The organism is Chryseobacterium nakagawai (assembly GCF_900637665.1).
GTDB classification, from domain to species: Bacteria; Bacteroidota; Bacteroidia; order Flavobacteriales; family Weeksellaceae; genus Chryseobacterium; species Chryseobacterium nakagawai.
The window spans coordinates 1613925-1635934 of the sequence record NZ_LR134386.1; the positions used below are offsets into that span (position 1 = coordinate 1613925).

The 22010-nt window shown below is 38.7% G+C and carries 21 protein-coding genes; 5 read left to right on the plus strand and 16 right to left on the minus strand.

Annotated features, from left to right (window positions below; genetic code table 11):
* Window positions 1-44: 44 nt before the first annotated feature.
* From EL260_RS07390 to mobA, 15 genes are all read right to left on the minus strand, one after another.
* The gene (locus tag EL260_RS07390) at window positions 45-2456 is read right to left on the minus strand and encodes a heavy metal translocating P-type ATPase (protein WP_072885939.1); all 2412 of its coding nucleotides are present in this window, start codon (window positions 2454-2456) and stop codon (window positions 45-47) included.
* Window positions 2457-2544: 88 nt separating this feature from the next.
* Window positions 2545-3108, minus strand: a complete 564-nt coding sequence (locus tag EL260_RS07395; protein WP_024566623.1) for a helix-turn-helix domain-containing protein — start codon at window positions 3106-3108, stop codon at window positions 2545-2547.
* A 115-nt stretch (window positions 3109-3223) separates the two neighbouring features.
* Complete coding sequence (locus EL260_RS07400; protein WP_123859579.1) at window positions 3224-4048, minus strand: RteC domain-containing protein; 825 nt, start codon at window positions 4046-4048, stop codon at window positions 3224-3226.
* 369 nt (window positions 4049-4417) lie between these two features.
* The gene (locus EL260_RS07405; protein ID WP_123852615.1) at window positions 4418-6463 is read right to left on the minus strand and encodes a heavy metal translocating P-type ATPase; all 2046 of its coding nucleotides are present in this window, start codon (window positions 6461-6463) and stop codon (window positions 4418-4420) included.
* A gap of 17 nt (window positions 6464-6480) precedes the next feature.
* Window positions 6481-7761: an efflux RND transporter periplasmic adaptor subunit gene (locus EL260_RS07410; RefSeq protein WP_123852616.1), complete on the minus strand. Its 1281-nt coding sequence runs from the start codon at window positions 7759-7761 to the stop codon at window positions 6481-6483.
* A 7-nt stretch (window positions 7762-7768) separates the two neighbouring features.
* Window positions 7769-12136, minus strand: coding sequence for a CusA/CzcA family heavy metal efflux RND transporter (locus EL260_RS07415; protein WP_123852617.1), 4368 nt, complete (start codon window positions 12134-12136; stop codon window positions 7769-7771).
* Between the two features lie 150 nt (window positions 12137-12286).
* Complete coding sequence (locus EL260_RS26180; protein ID WP_394337992.1) at window positions 12287-12613, minus strand: DUF6660 family protein; 327 nt, start codon at window positions 12611-12613, stop codon at window positions 12287-12289.
* 55 nt (window positions 12614-12668) lie between these two features.
* Window positions 12669-13079, minus strand: a complete 411-nt coding sequence (locus EL260_RS07420) for a Fur family transcriptional regulator (protein WP_123852618.1) — start codon at window positions 13077-13079, stop codon at window positions 12669-12671.
* A 6-nt stretch (window positions 13080-13085) separates the two neighbouring features.
* Window positions 13086-13424, minus strand: coding sequence for a hypothetical protein (locus EL260_RS07425; RefSeq protein ID WP_123852619.1), 339 nt, complete (start codon window positions 13422-13424; stop codon window positions 13086-13088).
* 69 nt (window positions 13425-13493) lie between these two features.
* Window positions 13494-13703: a GDCCVxC domain-containing (seleno)protein gene (locus EL260_RS25900; RefSeq protein ID WP_072885929.1), complete on the minus strand. Its 210-nt coding sequence runs from the start codon at window positions 13701-13703 to the stop codon at window positions 13494-13496.
* Window positions 13703-14305 (minus strand): mercuric transport protein MerTP, encoded by a 603-nt coding sequence (gene merTP, locus EL260_RS07435; RefSeq protein ID WP_072885928.1) that lies wholly within the window; start codon window positions 14303-14305, stop codon window positions 13703-13705. Before merTP ends, EL260_RS25900 begins: the two co-directional genes overlap by 1 nt.
* Complete coding sequence (locus tag EL260_RS07440; RefSeq protein WP_123852620.1) at window positions 14302-14676, minus strand: ArsR/SmtB family transcription factor; 375 nt, start codon at window positions 14674-14676, stop codon at window positions 14302-14304. Before EL260_RS07440 ends, merTP begins: the two co-directional genes overlap by 4 nt.
* 90 nt (window positions 14677-14766) lie before the next feature.
* On the minus strand, window positions 14767-16767 hold the full coding sequence (mobC, locus tag EL260_RS07445) for a conjugal transfer protein MobC (protein WP_072885926.1): 2001 nt from the start codon (window positions 16765-16767) through the stop codon (window positions 14767-14769).
* Window positions 16768-16868: 101 nt separating this feature from the next.
* Window positions 16869-18155 carry a conjugal transfer protein MobB gene (gene mobB / locus EL260_RS07450; RefSeq protein WP_123852621.1) on the minus strand — a complete coding sequence of 429 codons (1287 nt, stop codon included), beginning with the start codon at window positions 18153-18155 and terminating at the stop codon, window positions 16869-16871.
* Between the two features lie 7 nt (window positions 18156-18162).
* Window positions 18163-18594, minus strand: coding sequence for a conjugal transfer protein MobA (gene mobA / locus EL260_RS07455; RefSeq protein ID WP_072885924.1), 432 nt, complete (start codon window positions 18592-18594; stop codon window positions 18163-18165).
* Window positions 18595-18953: 359 nt separating this feature from the next.
* Here mobA and EL260_RS25495 point away from each other — a divergent pair, with 359 nt between their 5' ends.
* Genes EL260_RS25495 through EL260_RS07475 form a run of 5 tightly spaced genes read left to right on the plus strand, consistent with a single transcriptional unit; the run spans window position 18954 to window position 21215 of the window.
* A complete protein-coding gene (locus EL260_RS25495) occupies window positions 18954-19124 on the plus strand; it encodes a hypothetical protein (protein WP_164466608.1) in 171 nt (56 codons plus the stop codon).
* Window positions 19125-19132: 8 nt separating this feature from the next.
* On the plus strand, window positions 19133-19312 hold the full coding sequence (locus EL260_RS07460; protein ID WP_123859580.1) for a hypothetical protein: 180 nt from the start codon (window positions 19133-19135) through the stop codon (window positions 19310-19312).
* A gap of 34 nt (window positions 19313-19346) precedes the next feature.
* Window positions 19347-20114, plus strand: a complete 768-nt coding sequence (locus EL260_RS07465) for a ParA family protein (protein WP_116096944.1) — start codon at window positions 19347-19349, stop codon at window positions 20112-20114.
* 4 nt (window positions 20115-20118) lie between these two features.
* Window positions 20119-20568, plus strand: a complete 450-nt coding sequence (locus EL260_RS07470) for a DUF3408 domain-containing protein (RefSeq protein WP_116096942.1) — start codon at window positions 20119-20121, stop codon at window positions 20566-20568.
* A gap of 11 nt (window positions 20569-20579) precedes the next feature.
* Window positions 20580-21215, plus strand: coding sequence for a conjugal transfer protein TraD (locus EL260_RS07475; protein WP_123859581.1), 636 nt, complete (start codon window positions 20580-20582; stop codon window positions 21213-21215).
* Between the two features lie 16 nt (window positions 21216-21231).
* Here the strand turns inward: EL260_RS07475 and EL260_RS07480 are convergent, their stop codons facing one another.
* The gene (locus EL260_RS07480; RefSeq protein WP_232534825.1) at window positions 21232-21852 is read right to left on the minus strand and encodes an endonuclease; all 621 of its coding nucleotides are present in this window, start codon (window positions 21850-21852) and stop codon (window positions 21232-21234) included.
* Window positions 21853-22010 lie beyond the last annotated feature (158 nt).

The following is a 22010-nucleotide window of genomic DNA, read 5'->3' on the forward strand; positions in this document are numbered from 1 at the left end:
TTATTGTTGTGTAATTTCTTGTTTGATTTGTGAGATTTACTGTTTTATTTCTTCCACTTCAACCGCAGGCTGTTACTGACCACGCTCACGCTGCTCAATGCCATTGCCGCACCCGCAATCATCGGGTTGAGCAGGAAGCCGTTAACAGGGTAAAGGATGCCTGCCGCTACCGGAATGCCGATTACGTTGTAGATAAACGCCCAGAACAGGTTTTGCTTGATGGTGGCTACGGTCTGTTTGGACAAGCGTATTGCCTGCGGTATCTTGGTCAGGTCGGACGAAATGATGGTCATCTTGGCTACGTCCATTGCGATGTCGCTGCCTTTGCCCATTGCGATACTTACATCGGCTGTTGCCAATGCGGTGCTGTCGTTGATACCATCGCCCACCATTGCCACTACCTTTCCTTTACTTTGCAGTTCTTTCACAAAGTCGGCTTTGTGCTGTGGCAAAACTTCGGCTTTGTAATGCTTGATGCCTGTCTGCTCCGCAATGGCTTTAGCGGTAGCTTCATTATCTCCGGTCAGCATATACAGGTCAATGCCCATTTCCTGCATTTCCCGGATAGCCTGCACCGATGTTTCCTTAATCTTATCGGCGATAGCGATTACAGCAAGAGCCTTTTTGCTGTTTGCAAACCAGATAACGGTTTTAGACTGTTTGCCCCATTCTTCGGCCTGGTCTTGTAATTCTCCGGCAATGGCAATGTTGTTTTCTGCCAATAGCTTTTTGTTGCCTACATAATAGGTTTCGTTGTCATGGTCTGCTTTTGCGCCTTTGCCCGTAATGCTGTCGAACATGGATAAAGAGGTGGTCGCTACATCGCCAAGATGCTTCACTACGGCTTCTGCCAATGGATGCTCGGATTGCTTTTCGATGCTCAAAAGGATTTCTTTTGCAGTGTCCTCATTGTTCAGCCATTTAATGCCCGTTACCTGTGGTCTTCCCTCGGTGATGGTTCCGGTTTTGTCCAAAACGATGGCATTTACTTTTTTGGCCAGTTCCAAACTTTCGGCATCCTTTATCAAAATGCCATTTTCAGCACCTTTACCAACGCCTACCATAATAGCGGTGGGTGTCGCTAAGCCTAAAGCACAGGGGCAGGCAATGACCAATACCGTAACGGCTGCCAACAGACCTTGAACAACCCCGTTTTCGCCTCCCAAAATCAACCATAGCGTAAATGTCAGGATGGCAATACCTATCACTGTGGGAACAAAGATGCCCGCAATCCTATCGACCAGTTTCTGTACGGGTGCTTTGCTTCCCTGTGCATCCTGCACCCTTTTGATGATGTGGGCAAGCATGGTTTCTTTGCCCACTTTTACCGCCCTGAACCGGAAGCTGCCTTTTTGGTTAATCGTTCCTGCAAATACTTTTTCTTTTTCTTTTTTCAATACAGGTACAGGCTCACCGCTTAACATGCTTTCGTCCACATACGAATTGCCCGATATGACCATGCCGTCTACCGCAATCTTTTCACCGGGCTTTACGAGTATCACATCGCCTGCGCTTACGTCTTCGATAGCGGTCTGCTTTTCCGTTCCGTCCGCCTGTACCACGATGACCGTTTTTGGCTGCAAGCCCATCAGCTTCTTAATGGCTGAAGAGGTGTTGCCTTTGGCTCTTTCTTCCAGCAGTTTTCCCAAGAGGATGAATGCGATAATAACGGCAGCCGCTTCAAAATATACGTGAGCATGCAGTCCCCGTTGATGCCAAAAGTCGGCAAACAGCATATTGAAAACACTGAACAGGTACGCAATACCTGTACTCAATGCCACCAGCGTATCCATATTGGCGGAACGGTGCTTTGCCTGCTTCCAAGCGTTTACAAAAAAATCCCTGCCCAACCATATTACAACGGGCGTGGAAAAGAGCCACATTATCGGGTCTGCATAGGGCATATCCATAAAGAACATTCCTATGATTACCACGGGCAGGGAAAGGATAATTGCCCAAATGGTCTTGTTTTTCAAGGTTCGGAATTTCTTTTCGTGGATGGCTTCGAGCGTTTCCTGCTGCTTGGTTTCGTCTTCAATCAATAGGTCGTAACCTACTCCCTGAACCGCTTTTTGCAGGGTGGAGGCATCGGTCATATTGGGCAGATATTCCACGGTAAGATTGCCCGTTGCAAAGTTCACGGAAGCATTAACTACTCCCGGTTGGTATTTCACAATGCTTTCGGCACTGCCCGCACAGGATGCACAGGTCATGCCCAATACCGGAAAAGCACTTTTAACCGTAGGAACTCCGTAACCTAAATCTTTAATTGCCTTAACAGCCTCGCCTACGGTTTCATTGCTAACTACAGTAATCGCTGCCCTTCGGTTGTTCAGCTCTACTTTATGGGTTTCTACGCCTTTTACCTGTGCCAATCCCTTTTCAACGATTAATGCACAGTGTTCGCTTTCTACATCCTCCAATGGAATGTATATATTTTCTCTGTTTGTCGCCATATTTGCCTGCTTTAATTTACAATACAAAATTGGCTATTATATTTATGGGTACTGTTGTGAAATTTTGGATTTGATTTGTAAGATTTACTTACACTTTATCCAACGGTTTTCTTTTATCCTCTTTAATCTGTTTGAAATGGCTTGGTGTTAGCCCGGTAACTTTTTTAAACTGGTTACTCAAATATGCCACGCTCGAATAATTTAGGCGGTTCGCAATCTCACTTAATGACAACTCATCATACACCAACAATTCTTTGACTTTCTCCACCTTTTGGGCGATAAAGTATTTTTCAATGGTTGTACCCTCTACCTCTGAAAACAGATTGGACAGGTAATTGTAATCGTGATGCAATTTGTCACTCAATACATCGGAAAGGTTGGTTTTTACATCACTATCCTGATGGTGTACCAGGTCAATGATAATGTTCTTTATCTTTTCTATTATCCTGCCTTTTTTATCGTCAATTACTTCAAATCCTAATGGCTCTAAAGTTTTGGACAAATTCTCTTTTTCCAGAGATGTTATTTCTTTGGAAAGAATAACTTCGCCCAGTTTTATATTTTTAGCATCTAATCCCAGTTTTTCCAATTCGTTTTGTACCACCATAATGCAACGGTCGCAAACCATATTTTTAATAAAGATTGTATTCATATTTATTTACTGACTACGTTTAGTATTTAATACATAAGCAATAAACAAATTTACAATTTAAGTTTAATTACTCTGACTTCTTGCCAAGAGGAATAAAGCCTGTGTACATATATACTTACTGTTTTTCATCCTGTTCGTCCATTTTCTTAATCAGTGCTTCACACAGGCTATCAAGGAATTTTGTTCGGTTTATCTTACGGGCTTTGAGTTCCATAAACGTGTGGTAAAAATCGCCTAACTCAATATTAAAGGCATCTTCAAAAGTTTTAGCTATCAATTTTATGTCTGTATTCCCATTGTTAAACACTCCGTGGGAATACAGTGCATATATGAGTTCCGTCAGTGCTGTTTTGCTTGCCGTCCATTTCAGCGAATTTTCTGAAACTTTTTTCATATTGACGTTGTGCAGTCTGTCTTCAAGATAAACTTGTATCAGGTCATTGGCAATTATCTTTGCTACTTTATAATCATGCGAAGTAGAAAAGCGATGGTCTGCCTCGAAATAAAAAGTGTCTAACCAAAGTCTTATATCGTGCTTCCCCCTTACAAAAAACTTCTCGTCAACGAAAGAATTATTGCTGCGGTAATACTTGTAAAAATCAAGGTTGTTCTCAAAGAACCTTTTTAGCTTTTTCAGTTCTTTGGTAAAATATTTCTTGGTACGTTTATTTCCGTAGGGTCTTCTCGTTTCGATTTTATAGATGGCATTATAGTAAATGAGCTTTGAAACAATAACAGGTTTCTGATATTTGAAAAAATGGATTTCTTCATTGACATCCTTAAATCCTCTTTTTAAGACATATTTTTTTACGTCGGATAAACATTTGATGATAAGTTGTATAACTGCTTCAATGCGTACTATCGAACAGTCAGCCTCAATCTCCAATTCTTTGATTTCGTTTTCCAGTTTAATCAGTATTTCGTTATAAAATTTATCCATCCGTTATCTTAATTCTATTTTTTAAACAATAATAGAGAAGCCCAAATACTGTCATATTTGAAAGAAATTTGCATTTTCGGGCTTCTTTTTTGGAACTTTGGTTTTTGCTCGATACAGAACTAATAAGTCCACTTTTAGTGATAGTGATAGATATAATAGTGTCTAATTTTTATGTATATCAAAGCAATAAGACACAGAGCTAAAAATATCCCAAAAAGTATCATAAAGAGCGAAGGTCTTTTCTTCTTCTTCGACAAATTGACATTTGAGGGTTTAGAAGCTCCGTATCTTTTGTACGGAGGTACTTTTTGATAACTTTTGCCTTTCTTACGCATTGTCTGTTTTATTCATCATTAGGATGACGTAATCTTAAAATTTCATCCTCTGTATCCTTACTGCATTTAGTATTGCCAATAATGCCACACCAACATCAGCAAAAACCGCTTCCCACATTGTAGCCAAACCGCCTGCTCCAAGCACTAATACAATTCCTTTTACCACAAATGCCAACGTGATGTTTTGCCAAACGATTTTCTTTGTTTGCTTGCCTATATTGATTGCCATAGGTATTTTACTCGGTTTGTCGTCTTGTATTACCACATCTGCCGTTTCAATGGTCGCATCGCTTCCCAAACCGCCCATTGCAATACCCGCATCGCTCAAAGCCACAACAGGTGCATCGTTTACACCGTCGCCTACAAAAGCAACGCTTCCGCCGTTGGCTTTAATTTCTTTAACTCTGTTTACTTTATCTTCAGGCAATAAATCTCCAAAAGCATTATCTATACCCAACTGTTCCGCTACATACTTTACAACTGTACTTTTATCTCCACTAAGCATAGTAGTTTTAACATTGAGCTTATGCAATAGATTTATGGTTTCCTGTGCGTCTTCTTTTACGTTGTCCGCAATGGTAATGTAACCAACAAATTTTCTATCATAAGCCACTGCAATTATCGTGTAAACAATGCTGTTCGGGTCTATGTCATAAGTAATAGAAAATTTATCCATCAGCTTAAAATTCCCTACTAATAATTCTTTCCCATTTACATTAGCCTTTAGTCCGTGTCCTGCAATTTCTTCTACGTTATCTAATTTGATATTGTGGTTTACATCGCCTGCATATTCCTGAATAGCAGTTGCTATGGGGTGGCTACTGTGGCTTTCCAAAACATTGACCATTTCTAAAATCTCTTTCTCATTAAATGTTTTGTCAAATACAACTTCCTGAACTTTAAATACGCCCTCCGTCATTGTACCTGTCTTATCCATTACTACATTTTGTATGCTGGCAAGAACATCCAAAAAGTTGCTTCCCTTAACCAATATTCCATTTTTACTCGCAGCCCCAATTCCGCCAAAGTAGCCTAAAGGAATACTTATTACCAATGCACAAGGGCAAGAGATAACAAGGAATACCAAAGCACGGTACAACCATTGGCTGAACACATAATTTTCTACAAAGAAGTAGGGCAATGCTGTAATTAGAATAGCTAACAGTACAACTATCGGTGTGTATATTTTTGCAAACTTTCTAATGAATAATTCTGTCGGTGCTTTTTGAGCAGTAGCATTTTGCACCAATTCTAAAATTTTACTCAGCTTGCTATCAGTATATGCAGTTGTTACTTTTACTTGTGCAACGGTATTTAGGTTTATCATTCCTGCTAATACCGTATCATCTTTTGCTTTGGTGTCGGGCTTGCTTTCGCCTGTTAAAGCTGCTGTGTTGAATGATGCAGTTTCGGATAATAATGTTCCATCTAATCCTAATTTTTCGCCGGGCTTTAATTGTATGATGTCACCAATGGTTACTGTTTCCGCCTTTACTGTTTTCGGTTGATTTTCTTTTAGAATAGTTACTTCATCGGGGCGTTGGTCAAGCAAGCTCTTGATATTTGCTTTCGCTCTTTTAACTGCTAATGACTGAAAGACTTCGCCGACAGCATAAAACAGCATTACAGCGACACCCTCTGGGTATTCACCAATGGCAAAGGCTCCAATAGTGGCAATACTCATTAGCAAAAATTCTGAAAAAACATCGCCTTTGCCAATACTTTCAAAAGCTTCTTTAATTACAGGAAATCCGACTGGTGCATACGCTATTATATACCAAACAGTTCTTATCCAACCTTGAAACCATTCAGGTTTCAAGGCATTGTCTAAGTAAATAGCAATTAGCAATAGTACCAAAGAAATAATTCCTGGTAAAAACATTTTTATAACACTATTTTTATCAACAGCTTCACTTCGTTCATTACTCTTTTGATTGACTTTTTCATCCGTTGAGCAACAAACATTATCAGTACTCTGCCCTGTATTTGTTTGGGCATCGTTTTTGCTTTCCTCCGTGCAGCAGAGTTGCTTGCCGTGTGCATCATAAATATGGTTGTGATTTTTATCTGTATTTATCATTGCTTAGTTATTATTGGTTAATCTTCGTCTTCTCCAGCATTAGATAATTTTGCGTTTACAAAAAATGCTCCTTTTACAACGATTTTGGCATTGACAGGAATTTGCTTGACAAAAGTTATTGCGGTATACCCCATATCAGATACCCCTTTCAATACTTCTACTTTTTCAAAATTTATATTGCTTGTATCTTCCTTATGTTCAGTTTCCTCACCTTCTTTATGGCTTCCTTCTTCTTTTTCTTCTTCGTGATGTTCTTCTGCTTTTTTGTCGGTTTGTACGAAAATAAAATATTTACCATCAGTATTTACGATGGCATCATTGGGAACAGCAGGTGTGGTCACATTGCTTAAGCTTACAATTCCTGTTATATTCATTCCATCAATTAACCCATTTTTATTACCTTTTATGCGGCAACGTACAGCAATAGTTTTACTCTCATTTTGAAAAGATGAACCGATATTGAAAACCGTAGCCTCATATTCAGTGGCTGGATTATTTGTCAATCGAAAATGAATAGTTTGCCCGATTTTTATTTGTGGTAAATCTTTTTCAAAAACTTGTAAATCCAAATGCAATGAGCTGTTATCTACAACTTCAATTACTGGAGAAGAAACATCTACATAACTTCCAATTTTAGCGAAAACATTACTCACTGTACCATTTAAAGGACTATTTACCGTTAGCGCAGATTTCAAATTACTGTTTGATAGGGTACTGGGATTGATGCCCATTAATTGTAATTGTTGATGTAAAGACGCTTTTCGAGTACGAAGGCTGTTCAATTCGGCTGTTGCACTTTGTAAATTTTTCTTTGCGCCAGCATTTCCCTCGTATAACTCTTTTTGTCTTGATAGCTCTTGCTCTGCAAAAGTTATTCTACTTACTATACTCAAATATTCTTCCTGTAATTGTATAAACTGCGGATTGGCAATCGTTGCTATTATTTCACCCTTTCTTACGTAATCCCCAATTTGAACTTTCAACGTTCTTATCACACCACCATATAAAGAGGTGGCATTGGCTTTGTTGTTATTGGGAACATTCAGATTTCCATTTGCTTTTATGGTTGCAGATAGCTCCCTGTGTTCTATTGTGCCTATTTTTATTCCAACTATCTTTAACTGTTCCTCTGAAAGTGTAGCAATGGTTGGTACTTCTTCGTGGGCTTCTTCTTTTTGAATTTCTTTTGCCTCCTGGTTTTGCCCATCCCCATCTTTATGATTATTGCAAGCGGAAAAAGCAAGTATTACAACAGTTATCACTGTTACAAACGTGATTTTATTTATATTGAATTTCATTTTTTACTTATTGATTAATGAGAGAATAAATACTGATTACGGACTGGTTTACCTGCTGAATACTTTTCAGATAATTTAATTGAATATCGGTTGCGGTTTGCAATGCAAAAAGATATTCCACATAGCTGATTTCTCCAGTCTTATAACCTAATTGTGCTGCTGATACTATTTCTTTGGCATTAGGCAATGCTTCTTGCTGAAAATAATTAAACTGTTGCATATCTTGTTGGTATTGTTGCAAAGCATTTTGTAATTGTGTTGTTAATGCTCTTTGCTGCTGCTGAGCATTGGCTTCGGAAGCCTGTTTTCTGAAGTCCAAAGATTTTATCCTTGCTTTGGTAGCACCATAAGTGATAGGAATTGCAATGCCAATATTTACAGAATTGAAACGTTTACCAGAATTAAAATATTTTTCTGCGCCATTTACAGTATGAAAACCTATTAAAGATTGATTTGTAAAACCAATTGTAAAATCAGGTAAACCTTGCGAACGTTCTACCTTTTTGGTCTGTTCTGCAATAACAGCATCCTGATATAAGGATTGAATGGCGGGATGACTTGCAACTACATCATTATCCAATAAATTGCTGATTTGTAATGGTTGAAAAATTCCATTTTCTACAATGAGAAAATCCTCTCTTGTATTCATCAAAGTTTTCAGACTGGCAACAGCATTATTTAAAAACACTTTATTCTGTTTTAACAATAAATTAATTTCCCCTTTCTTAGCTTCTGCCGTACTAATGTCCACTTTTTTTGTATCACCAGTTTTATAACGAAGCTGTGCTATTTTTATAAAATCGCTGTACAGACTATCTAACTGTTGTAATTGTTTTTGGTTATGTTGCAAATACAGGATTTGATAATAATTAGTTCTGACTTGCGTTTTTAGCTCTATTACGGTAAGATTTTTCTGTAATTCTTTCGCTTTTATTTCTGCATTAATCAATTGCTTTTTTGCTCCGAATAAAGTAGGAAAAGGAATAGTTTGCGCCACTTCAAATGACTGGTCGAATTTTGTACTGTTGTACTGCCCCAATTGTGCATTAAAACCTAATTTTGGTAATTCTCCGGCAGTTTTTTTCAAGGCTTTACTTGCATCAATTTCTAAATCTGAAGCCTTTATGGTTTGATTATTTTTCAACGCAATGTTTATTGCTTCATCAACACTGGATAAATCTTTCGTTTGTGCGTTTGCTGTAAAACCTACCAATGATAGCAGTAACACAACGATAGTCGCAATGGGTTTCACTTTAAGTTTTCTTTTTAAATTAATTTTTGAATTGAAGATGATATACAATAAAGGCAGTACGAATAGGGTAAGGAATGTGGCAGTTACCAAACCACCGATAACAACTGTAGCCAATGGTTTTTGTACCTCTGCACCTGCGCTACTGCTCAAAGCCATTGGCAGAAATCCTAAACTGGCTACTGTTGCAGTCATCAAAACTGGTCGCAAACGGATTTTAGTTCCTTCGATTACCCGTTTCAATACATCTTTTTCCCCTTCTTTTTCTAATTGATTGAAAATACCTATCAGTACAATTCCGTTGAGAACTGCAACACCAAACAAAGCAATAAATCCAATACCTGCGCTGATGCTAAATGGCATTCCCCTAAGTAGTAGAGCTAAGATACCCCCAATTGCACTCATTGGGATAGCGGTAAAAATTAGTCCTGCTTGTTTAAAGGAGCTAAAAGTAAAATAAAGCAGTACAAATATCAATAGTAAGGAAATAGGAACAGCTATCAATAATCTATTACTGGCTTCCTGTAAGTTTTCAAACTGTCCACCATAAGTGAAATAGTATCCCGATGGTAGTTTTACTTGATTGTTCAATTTTTTTTGAATTTCTTCTACTACACTTTGTACATCTCTGTCTGCTACATTAAAACCAATTACAATTCTTCGTTTTCCCGCTTCACGGCTTATCTGCGCCGGTCCTAATTTATAGTCAATTGTAGCCACTTGTGATAGAGGAATTTGACTACCCGTACTGGTTGGTATCATCATATTGTTTACATCTTCAATACTACCTCTATAGGTACTATCTAAACGCACAACTAAATCAAATCTCCTTTCATTCTCAAAAACTACACCAGCACTTTTTCCTGCAAAAGCAGTACTTACAACGTTATTTACATCTTCTACATTTACTCCATAATTGGCTAAACGAGTACGGTCATATTCAATATTGATTTGCGGTAATCCGCTTACCAGCTCTACTTGAGGGACTGTAACCCCTTTCACTGTTTGTATAACTTTGCTAACCTTATCTGCATTCAGAGCAAGCGTATCTAAATTTTCTCCGAAAATCTTAATTGCAACATCTTGTTTTATCCCTGTCATCAGTTCATTAAAACGCATTTGAATGGGTTGGCTTTTTTCGACAATTACGCCAGGTATTACAGCTATTTTTTCTTCTATTGCATCTCCTAATTCATCGTATGTCCTTCCGGATTTCCATTCACTTTCTGGCTTAAGAATAATTATTAAATCTGTTGCACTTGGAGGCATTGGGTCAGTAGGTACTTCCCCAGCTCCAGTTCTACCAACCACCATTTTTACTTCATCAAATTGTTTGGCAATTCTCGAAGCAAGCATCGAAGTTTCTATACTTTGTGATAATGAGGTTTCAATAGGCATTTTAAATTCAAACGCATATTCTCCTTCTTGTAGCTGGGGTATAAATTCTCCTCCCATTCGGCTAAACAAGAAAATACTAACCGCAAATATGGCAATGGCGATACCCACGAACCAATACTTTATGCTAATCGCTTTTTCAAGCAAAGGCTGATATTTTTTTTGTACCCAATTCATCATTCTATCAGAAAAGCTTTCTTTGTGCGAAGTTTTTTTCGATAAAAACAAAGCACACATCATAGGTATATATGTTAAGGATAAAATCAAAGCTCCAAAAATGGCAAAACCTACAGTCTGTGCCATCGGACGGAACATTTTGCCTTCAACACCCACTAACGTAAGAATAGGAATGTAAACAATTAGTATAATGATTTCGCCAAATGCTGCACTGCTACGAATTTTGGAAGCAGACAGAAAAACTTCCTCATCCATTTCGGTTTGTGTAAGCCTTTGTTTAGATTTTCGTAAGCCTAAATGATGTAATGTGGCTTCCACAACAATTACTGCCCCATCTACAATCAACCCAAAATCTATGGCTCCCAAACTCATTAAGTTGGCGCTTACACCAAACACATTCATCATTGCCAAGGCAAACAGCATTGCTAAGGGAATAGCAGAAGCTACTATTAATCCGGCTCTAAAATTTCCTAAAAAAAGTACCAATACAAAGATTACAATCAACGCACCTTCTATCAGGTTTTTTTCTACGGTACTCATTGCCTTGTCAACTAAAACTGAACGGTCTATATAAGGCTCAATAATAATATCATCAGGTAATGACTTTTGTATAGTAGGAAGTTTTTCTTTTATTTTTTCAATTACATTATTGGCATTTTCGCCTTTTAACATCATTACCACACCGCCTACTGCATCAACTTCTCCATTGTATGTCATAGCTCCATATCTTACAGCATTACCAAATCGTACATCTGCCACGTCTTTTATAAAAATTGGAACAGTACCTGGGCTATTTTTTACACTAATGTTTTTTATATCATCTAATGATGTAACCAAACCAATTCCTCTAACAAAATAAGCATTTGGCTTTTTGTCAATATATGCTCCTCCAGTATTTTGGTTATTTCTTTCAAGAGCATTGAAAATATCGGTAATACTTACATCCATAGCTTTTAAGCGATTTGGATTAACAGCTACTTCATATTGCTTTAGCTCACCGCCAAAACTATTTACTTCTGCAATTCCGGGAGTACCATACAGTTGCCTTGCAACAATCCAGTCCTGCATTGTACGAAGGTCTTTGGCATTGTATTTATTTTCACTTCCCTTTTTGGGGTGTATTATATATTCGTATATCTGACCAAGCCCTGTACTGACCGGAGCCAATTCAGGTGTTCCTATTCCATCCGGAATTTTTTCTTCTGCTTCTTTTAGTTTTTCATTAATAAGCTGTCTGGCAAAATAAATGTCTACTTTTTCCTTAAATACAACTGTAATTACGGACAAACCAAACCTCGAAATACTTCTGGTTTCTTCTAAATCAGGAATATTAGCAATGCTTTGCTCTATCGGAAAAGTTACTAATTGTTCTACTTCCTGAGCCGCCAATGTTGGGCAAACCGTAATTATTTGCACCTGATTATTTGTAATATCGGGTACGGCATCAATGGGTAATTTTGTGGCACTCCACACTCCCCAAATAATGAGGAACAATGTCATTATTCCAATGACGAGCTTGTTCTTAATGCTAAATTTTATGATACTGTCTAACACAATTCATTTGATTAATAATTAATAATAATGGATATAAATACTTTCTGTCAGTTACAGAAAGGACAGCTAAATGTGCAATTTAGATAATACACCTATCTAATAGTAAATGAATATATCATCCATTACCAATAAATACATTTGCTGAAAATATTAAGTATTAATCTTTGGCGGCTGCCAAATGTTTCTGTGATAATTGGAAATGAAATTGAAATTTTGAAGTGGGAATTTTTGTATCTTGCTAAGACTTGGCTTTGCCTCGTTTATTTTGAACGTTTGAAACGTAAAATTTACAACGGTATGACAAGTAGTACAAGAACAAAAAGGACTGCATAAATCGTCGTTTTTCGTTTGACCATTGCTTGCATTAGAAAGCTCTGATTTTGAAGTATTACTGGTATCTATACCACACGCATCAGTACACGGCATTACGGATAATGCCAAAAAATATATACTGAATATGAATATAAATAGTTTCATCAGCTACAAATATAAATAAATAGATTGTGCAATAGAATTGCAAAGTTGAAAAAGTCTATTTGTTACATTTGTCGCATTTCCCCTTAAGAACTAAATTAGCTCCATCTAATTTAAAGTTTTGAGGAACTTCGATGTTCGGAATTTCTGTTTCAGTAAGGCAAAAAGTATGTTTGCAGTCGGTACAATAAAAATGTGTGTGCAGTTCTGATAAATTGCAATTGCATCCTGATTGGCAAAGTGCGTATTTAAACACTCCGCTTCCATCATCAATGGTATGGACAAGTTTGTGTTCCAGGAATACTTTAAGTGTTCTGAAGAGAGTAATATTATCTGCTTTTTCAAACTGTTCTGCCAGCTCTTTATGACTTACTGCATATTGTTGTTTCAATAACTTTTCAACCACCAACAAACGCATAGCGGTGGGTTTTATAGCTTTTTGCTGTAAAATTTTTTCTAATTCAGTCATTGTGATTTAATTTTCTATCGTCCAATCATCATTATCGTCTTCGTCAACTGATATTTGCTCAATGATGCTGTTTGCTGCACTGTCAGAGTATGTACCATAACCATTTACGAAAACACCTTTTGCTCCATCTTTTTGGTTTCTCATCGCATATAAGATAGCCTCATCTTCCAAGTCATTAAGCCCAGTAAAACGATAAATTTTATCAATAACAATGTCCCTTAAATTAACTTTCTCGCCGTCTATTTTGTACGAAATGTTTTCTTCCAATAGATTAAAGTCTTCCGTATAACCTCTTTGTCTTAGTATTTCAATTACTTCTGATACTGTTTTTTCTGTTGATAGCATAAGTATTCTTCTTAAATTTTTGAAAATATTTTTTGAAAAAACTGAACATTTTTTTCTCTTAATTGGTTTCTAATAGCAACATTTTTTATCCTGTTGTATTGGTGGACAGGGAATACTTCCATAACTACAATACACACAACAATCGCCTTTTAATGGTTTTAAGCGTGTCTTACAGTTTTCACATTCATAGAAATATTGACAAGCATCTGTTGGCATTGTTTCCTCTTTTTTGTATCCACAGTTTGGGCAAGTTAATACTGATTGTAATTTAATTTCCATTATGATATAATTTTACTTTTTAGTGATTTGTATCCTGTCGAATTGATACCTTTTTCTATTTCTGTGATACTTGTTTGTTTACTATCAAACTTGACAATAGCATTACCTTTCTCATAAGAAACCACAATTTCCACAATTCCATTTAGTTTGCTAACTTCTGTTTTAATGTGATGTTCACAACCTGAACAAGTCATTCCTTTAATTGTAAACTCAACTTTCTGAATTTTGGAAGTTTGTGTAATAATTGTTTTACTTTCGGTCTTTGGAAAAAAGATTTGAGCATAAAGCGGAAATGATAAAAGTAAAGCCGCCATAGCGGTAAAAATCCCTAAAAATGATTTCGTTTTCATAAAATTTGTTTTTTCAGTTATTTCACAGTTGCAGTCAATTTTCTTTTGTGGTTTCAACTTTTGATACCAAGCAAAACCAAGCACTAAAATTGTTAAACCGATAAAATATGGTCGGAAAGGTTCGAGCCAAGAAAAAGTTGAAGCAAGTCCGCTTGTTCCTGCTATTAGAGCCAACACAGGTGTAATGCAACACAATGAAGCTGCAATTGCTGTCAAAAGTCCAGTCCCGATTAGTTTGTTGTCCGTTTTCATATTGTTTCTAAAATTTTGTTATCATCAAGTATTTTAAAAAATGGTTTCAGCATTTTTTCATACTCTTTGGTCAATGAATAAAAAATGGTTTGTGCCTCTCTTTCGGTTTCAATAAGCTTTCGGTCTTTGAGTTTTCGCAAATGCTGAGAAATTGCTGAAATTGTCATACCAAGAATATCGCTTAAATCACAAACACAAAGTCGTTTTTCTTCATAAAAAAGAAACAGAATTTTCAACCTTACATTGTTTCCTGCCAATTCAAGTCCGTTAGACAAACAGTCAAACGAGCCGTGTAGTTCTAAAACTCGTTCTTTACAGCGATTAATTTGTTTAATGTCTGCCTTTTGTCTTATGCACGAAGTATTATCCATAGTGCAAATATAGTAAATTTCATTATTTAAGCAATTGCTAAAATAAAAATTAAAGACAACTCCAATTATGCAATAAAAAATTGAAACAAATTACGCTTGCTGTATCAAATGCTGTAAGTTCGGGTCATTTTTGATGCGCTCCATTTCACTTACAACAATATTAAGGATGTCTGATTTTATCTGTTTGTAATTGCTTTCGATTTCCTGCTTCATTTTATCCTCGCCCTGCTCATTTACAAAAGAAAGGATTTGCGGTATTTGCTGATAGGCTTTGGTTTCGGCAGCTACCTTTTCATTATCCACCACAATTTCGGCGTGAAATATTTTTTGCTCAATGCGTTCATCGAAGTTATCCGATACAGAACCGACAAACATACCCTGTGTAAGCGTTGAAATTTTTGATGCAGGAATAAGGCTGTCTAACTGTGTGGAGATAGAGGTTGATTTATCGTTGCGGTTAATGGTCATACTCTGGCGTTTCTGCAATACTTTTCCGAAGCGTTCCGAAAGACTTTTTGCCGTTTCTCCAACCACCTGACCACTGAATATATTACCGACGGTGTTCTGTATTACCTTGCTTTCTTTGTCGCCGTAATCCCTCGTTAATTGCGAGAAATCCTGAAAGCCCAAACATACCGCTACCTTGTTACTTCTCGCCGTTGCAATGAGGTTATCCAGTCCCCTGAAATAAATTGTGGGCAACTCATCTATGATAACGGAACTCTTTAATTGTCCTTTTTTATTAATCAGTTTTACAATCCTCGAATTGTATAAACCCAAAGCTGCGGAATAAATATTTTGACGGTCGGGATTATTACCCACGCACAAAATTTTCGGCTCTTTCGGATTATTGATGTCAAGCGTAAAATCATCGCCTGTCATTACCCAGTATAGTTGCGGGCTAATCATTCTTGACAATGGAATTTTTGCTGATGCTATCTGACCTTGTAACTGGTCTTGTGCGCCACCTTGCCACGCATCCATAAAAGGTGATAGGTAGTTTTCCAAATCAGGATATGAGGTTAAAATTGTGAACACGTCTGAATACTTTTTATTCAGCAATTCAATAGCGTGAGGGAACGTACAATACTTGCCATCCTCATAGATTTTCAGATACCAAATAATGGCAGCCAAAAGAATAATTGGGCTTTCCACGAAAAAATCCCCTTGCTTCTGTATCCACGACCTGTTGAGGTTTAGCATTATGGTATAAGCTGCTTCGTAAGCATCTGAAATGTCCGTCATAAAGTCAGGATTGAGTGGATTGCAACGGTGGCTCTTGCGTGGGTCGTCGAAATTTATCACGTAAAATTTAGGCTGAACTTTGTACTTATCCCTGTGCTTCAGTAAATGATTGTAGGCAATGGTGGAAAGGTCGTCAAACTTGAAATCGTAGATGTACATACTAAAGCCTTTCTCTATCTGCTGCTTGATGTAGTTATTTACGATGGCATAAGATTTACCGGAACCCGGAGTACCCAACACGATTGATGCCCTGAAAGGATTGACAATGTTTATCCAACCGTTGTTCCATTTGCCTTTGTAGTAAAATTTGGTGGGCAGATTGACGGAATACTCATTTTCCATCAGTTTGGTTTCCTGCTGAAAGCTCTCGTTCTCGTTATTGAAAACATCATCCATCAGGTTAGTACGGAGCAAACGGCTCATCCATACACCTGCCATCAGCAAGGCGATATAACCTAATGAGATAGTAAGCATATACAGGAATGTGCCTGTTGCCGGAGATAGCTTTAGCAATGGAGTGTTCAGAAAGAACAGCACAAAACCCACGCCCAAAGCCACGTAAATTTTAGACCAGGTTATCTTCTCATTTTTTACGCCCTTTGTTCCTAAACAGCTTAAAGCCAGTAAGACCAAAGCAAATGCTTTGGTATAAAGGGTATGTGAAAACAAGCCCGCCGTCCGGTCGAAATTGCCTAATATCTTGTTGATTACTTCCAACGTCCAACCACGTTCTAAAAAGAAACCGTAGCAGAACCAATAAAGGTGCATCAGCACCAAAAGAATACTGACTGCCCGCATAAAAGCCATTATCTTGGCAAGCCCTCTTAAATCGTCTTCTCCCTGCATTATTTTAAGTTTTAATGTTCGGGCGTGAATTTAAAGGCTCTATGCAGTGGCGATAAGAATGTGGCAGCCAGCGGCGTTCTGTGGCAGTGTTTGGCTAAATATTACTTCTGACCTCTTTGGCGTTTGCGCTTCTTCTTCATCTTATTGGCAAAGTCCTGTTCTTCGTAATCGTCGCCCTGGACTTCAGGCAATAAGCCGCCCAGTGCTTCAATCAAACCGTCTTCGCGTTTGTCCGTAGTTAAGAAGTCGAACAAATGGTGTGGTTCTTCCGCAGGAAGATCCGCATCATTTGATGTGGATAGTTTAGGTTGTAAAACGGCAGGTTCCTTAATATCCGGTTTGATGTTATTGTTCCAATAATCATTAAAGGTATTGGCAGAAAGTTCCGTTGCTAAACGTGAACCGTTCCAAACTGCTTTGGAATTGTGGTCAATAAATGAGATACCATAAATACGCCCTGTATCGTTCCGGCGCACCACAACGTTAATACCCTGTTCCGCTAACTGCTTTTTAAATGCCTGTTCATCACTCGTGGTTTTCAGGGCAATGGTAACGGCAGATTTTAGGGTCTGTTTGGTCGGGCTGTCTTTCAAAGCCGTTTTGCATTTCGCAAAATGCAATTCCAAAGCCGGAAGCCCTGCGCTCTTTCCGAACAGCGAAGCCTTGAACGGATGCCCGGCTCTTTCGCCTTTTTCATTTAGCGGAATATATAGTAAGCCCTGCTTCATCTTTCCCTGCAATTCGCCCTCGATTTTCTCGGCGGTAATATTGAACAGGGAAAGCAGGGCATTGTATTCGCCCAAAGTTTGGTACTGGTAATAATTCGGCAGATGGCGAACGACCGAAGCGATTTGGCTCTTAACATCGCCTGCCCAATAATCTACCGGACGGAAAACCTTATCAGTTTGGTTGCGCTCCTTGTCTGTTGCGGGTATCAATCCGTGTTGTCTTTCCAGTTCACGGCATACATTCATAGACCGCATTTTCTCGAATTTATCCGAAATCTTTTTGCCCTGCTCGTCCACGCAAACCGATACAATGTGTATATGGCTACGGTCTATATCCGTGTGTTTGAAAACTACAAAAGGCTGTTCGCCGTAACCCATTTCACGCATATATTGTTCTGCCATTTCCCTAAATTTGTCATCGCTTACCTTGTCGTTCGGGTCAGGATTGAGTGAAATATGCAACGTATGTTTCTCGGTATTGCGGTTGGCTATCAGGTAAGGCGCTAAAGACTGGGCTAATTGTGCCACGGAATAATGACCGCTTGCGGTTTCAATCATCTTATTGGCAAACAAAATCTGCCCGTTTTCATTCTCTACTTTAAGCTGATTGTATGCCAATGCCCCGTATAAATTTGCACTTCTTCCAATTTTTGCTATCACTTCTATATTATTTTTTTAGGTATTCTTCCTCAAATTTTTCGGTAATCTGAATGATTTTTTGACACAGCATTGCCATTTCAGCCGTCTGTTTTTCCAGTTTATACAGGAACGCTGCGGCTTTTTTCTCGGAAAAATTCTTGTACAGCAGCTTTACAATTTGGTTATAGTTTACACCGATAGAACGGAACTGGCTGTGAAATGAGGTCAACCTCATATAAAAATCAACCGTTCCTTTGTCAATCTGAATGGTCTTTATTGTCTTGTCAAAGATGCAGGACGTTATAAAGTGCGCCTTTACCTGCATACCTGATTTATCAAAAAGGGCAAGAAAGCGGGCGTGTTCCTGTTCGTTAAAGGAAATCGTATAGCGGATTGTCGCCGGGTCTTCTTTTGGGCGACGTCCGGTCTTTTTCAATTGCTTTTTGTTGTTATCGTTCATCACTAATCCATTTTAAAATCCATACAAAACCCTGACTTCGGAAGGTGTTTTCTGCCCCCTGCAAAGGGCAAGTTGTTTTGAGCATCGGAAATCATTCCGAGATGCTCAAAACACAACTTGCCGTGTTCCGGTGAACACAAAAATCCGCCCTGCGGGACGGATTGAATGTAACAGGGAAAAACGGCTCGATGCCGTTGCTGTTACCTCTTGATTTGTCAGGTGATGTTTGCATAAATCCATTAATAAAAATCATTTTACAAAGTAAGCCCCTCTTTACGAAAGCATTGTACAGTGTGGCAGTGCCAAACACTGCCTCTGAACGCCAAACACTGCCACCGCTATACAACCGAATGATTTTGATGAGTTCTTTGCCCCTGAATGTTGGCAGGCAGACAGCCCGTACTTCAGGACGAGCTGACGGCACACATTCAAGATGGCAGGTTATCCTGCCTGCAAGATTGCAAGAAAGCAAGAGCGCAGGAATGACGGAAAGCGTGACAGCCTGCTATCAGACAATCACGCCTGCGTGACGGATGGAATGATAGACGGAACGATTGCAAGAATGCAATCCCGCCTGATAAGATGCCTGAATGAAAGCATTGCTGCTGTATTGCAAGAAAGCAGGCAATCAGCAATTCCCGCAGGCAAGCCTGATAGCTATCCTGCAAGAAAGACAGCACGAAATCTGGACTGCACGGGTGCAAGCCTGCAAGACTGAAAACAGGAAGATGTAAACTTTAAATTTTAAAAATATGGACACAAAAAAGAAACCTCTGTTCGTTGCCTTTTCTTCTCAAAAAGGCGGTGTTGGCAAAAGCACGTTCACCACGCTTGTTGCAAGTACGATGCACTATCGGTTGGGCTACAACGTAGCCGTATTTGATGCGGATTTTCCGCAGCACAGCCTGATGAAAATGAAAACCCGTGATTTGGCAATGGTAATGGAAAATGAGGCGTTGAAAAAACTGGCATATAAGCAGTTTACCACCATCAACAAAAAAGCCTATCCAATTATGCAGCACAAAGCGGATAGCGTACTCGATGCGGCGCACGAATTTGTAAACACTTCTCCCGTTCCGCTTGATGTGCTGTTCTTCGACCTGCCCGGAACCGTGAACACGCCCGGTATCCTGAAAGCACTGGCAGGTATGCACCACATTTTCACACCCATTACGGCAGACCGTGTGGTAATGGAAAGTACGCTCATCTTCACGCAGCTTTTACAGGACGTGATTATGAAAAAAGGCGAAACTTCCATACAAAGCATTAACCTATTTTGGAACCAGGTGGACGGCAGGGAAAGCACACCCTTATATGACGTGTACAATCAGCTTATCGGGCAACTGGGATTAAGCCTGATGCAAAGCCAAATCAAGAACAGCACCCGTTTTCGCAAGGAAAGCGAAGCAAACAGCAAAACGGTTTTCCGTTCTACGGTAATGCCTCCCGACGAGCGTTTGATGAAAGCCTGCCAGTTAGACCTGTTCATTAGCGAATTTTTAAACATCATTCAATTGTAGTGCTATGGAAAAAGACAATAAAAGAAAAGTCACGCCGGACATTAACGAGGAAATGATGATGAACCTGATGGTGGACGGAGTTAAAAAGGACGGTTTGCAGCTACCGCCTGAACCTGCCGAAGAGCAGGTAAAAGAAGCGGTAAAAGACGAGGTGCAGCAGGAAGAATTATCACAAAGCAAACCCGCACAACGGGAAAGAAGCCGTACAAAGAAAAACCTTGACGGAAGCTACGGCGAACACTTTTTGAAAACCCACTCGATGACAAAGCGGGGCGATAAAAGCATTTATATCCGGCAGGAATACCACGAACGGCTATCTCGTATTGTACAGGTAATCGGTAAAGATGCTATACCCCTGTATGCCTATCTCGATAACATACTTGAACATCATTTTGAAATGTTTGAAAAAGCCATTACCGATGATTTCAACGAAAAGTTTAAACCCATTTTTTAAAGTACCTGATTATGGAAATAGTAATTGTGATATGCCTGCTAATCGTCATTGTCCTGCTTTTGCAGGATAAGATTGTTATTCATAAAAGGTCGGAGCAAAAGCCCACACAGAAAAAAGTTAACCCGAACCTGCCCGATATTATGGGGCAGCCCAAGCCAGTAAGAAGCCTTTCAGTGCCAAACACTGCCAATGAAAGCCAAATAGCGGAACCGGAGATAAACCCTGATAATTTAGACATTGAATATGACGAAAACGAAAACGTCAGCATTCAAATTCCGCAGGAAGAACTGGACGAAGTTTTCAGCAATATGCCTGATTTGGAGGAAGAGGAAGAAGAATGGAACAGGTACGGAATATCCGGTGGCGATAACGGTTTTGCCCAAGGGGTTACCTACGACGAACTAAGCTCCGTAGGGGCATTGCTCCAAAAAGAGAATTTGGAACAGGCTCAAAAGGAAGCAGCGGTAGCCATAGTTCAGAAATTACAGGGAACCGAATTATTCAGCCTACTGGAAAATTCCATTGAGGGTGCTTCCCGAAAGATTGTCGAGCTTTTGGATAGCACACTTTCATCTGAAAGCGACGACGGTTCTTCCACCTTGCGGAAAAGTGATTTGGGTGATTTTGACATTGGGGAGTTTGTATAGACTTCCCTTTGTCTTTTTAAACTTCGTTTTCCGAGAACTCTTCAAAGACAGAATAATTTTTTATTCCTTTAGATTTATTCACTTTTCCCATAATTGTCCCATCAATCCGGCTTTTTAGATATGATGCTAAATCTTCAAAATGTCGAACATCAATATAATTCATCCCTGATGCTTTATATCTTTTAGACAATGAAATAGTAAAAGCAGCCCAATTGAATTTTTCTCCCTTTTTGCTTAATTCAATTTGTTTCCAATCGCCATATCGCTTTTTTAAATAATCAATGTAGTTCTTCTTGGAAAGCTCTTTACCCAACGCTCCGTCCGGTAGTTCAATTTTTGTCTTTCCAGGCTTGGCTTTCTTTACAAACTTTGGAAAATACTTATGCAGTAACGCCTCTGATTGCTCAATATGCTTTGTTATGGTATCCCATCCCCAGTAATATAAATGAAAGGGTATTTTCTGTTCTCTTTTTATTTGATTTAGGTATTCCTGTATTTGAGCATCGTCACGAAACGTAGAAGCAAAAACAAATTTGTCAAAATCAATCGCTAAATCCCTTGCTTTTTCTAAATCGGTATTTATATCCTGAATTAGAATTTTCCTTATAGTTTCATCTTTTCTTCCAATACTTTTCAATTTGCACTGTATAACCGTTTTTGTTTTGGAAGAAAAGACATCAATACCTTTCTGATTTTGTCCTTTCACACCAAACGTCTGAAAATCTGTATTCTCATATGATGAGGTATTCTCTACAAAATTGAATAAATCACAAGTGAGTTCCTCAAATAACCTTT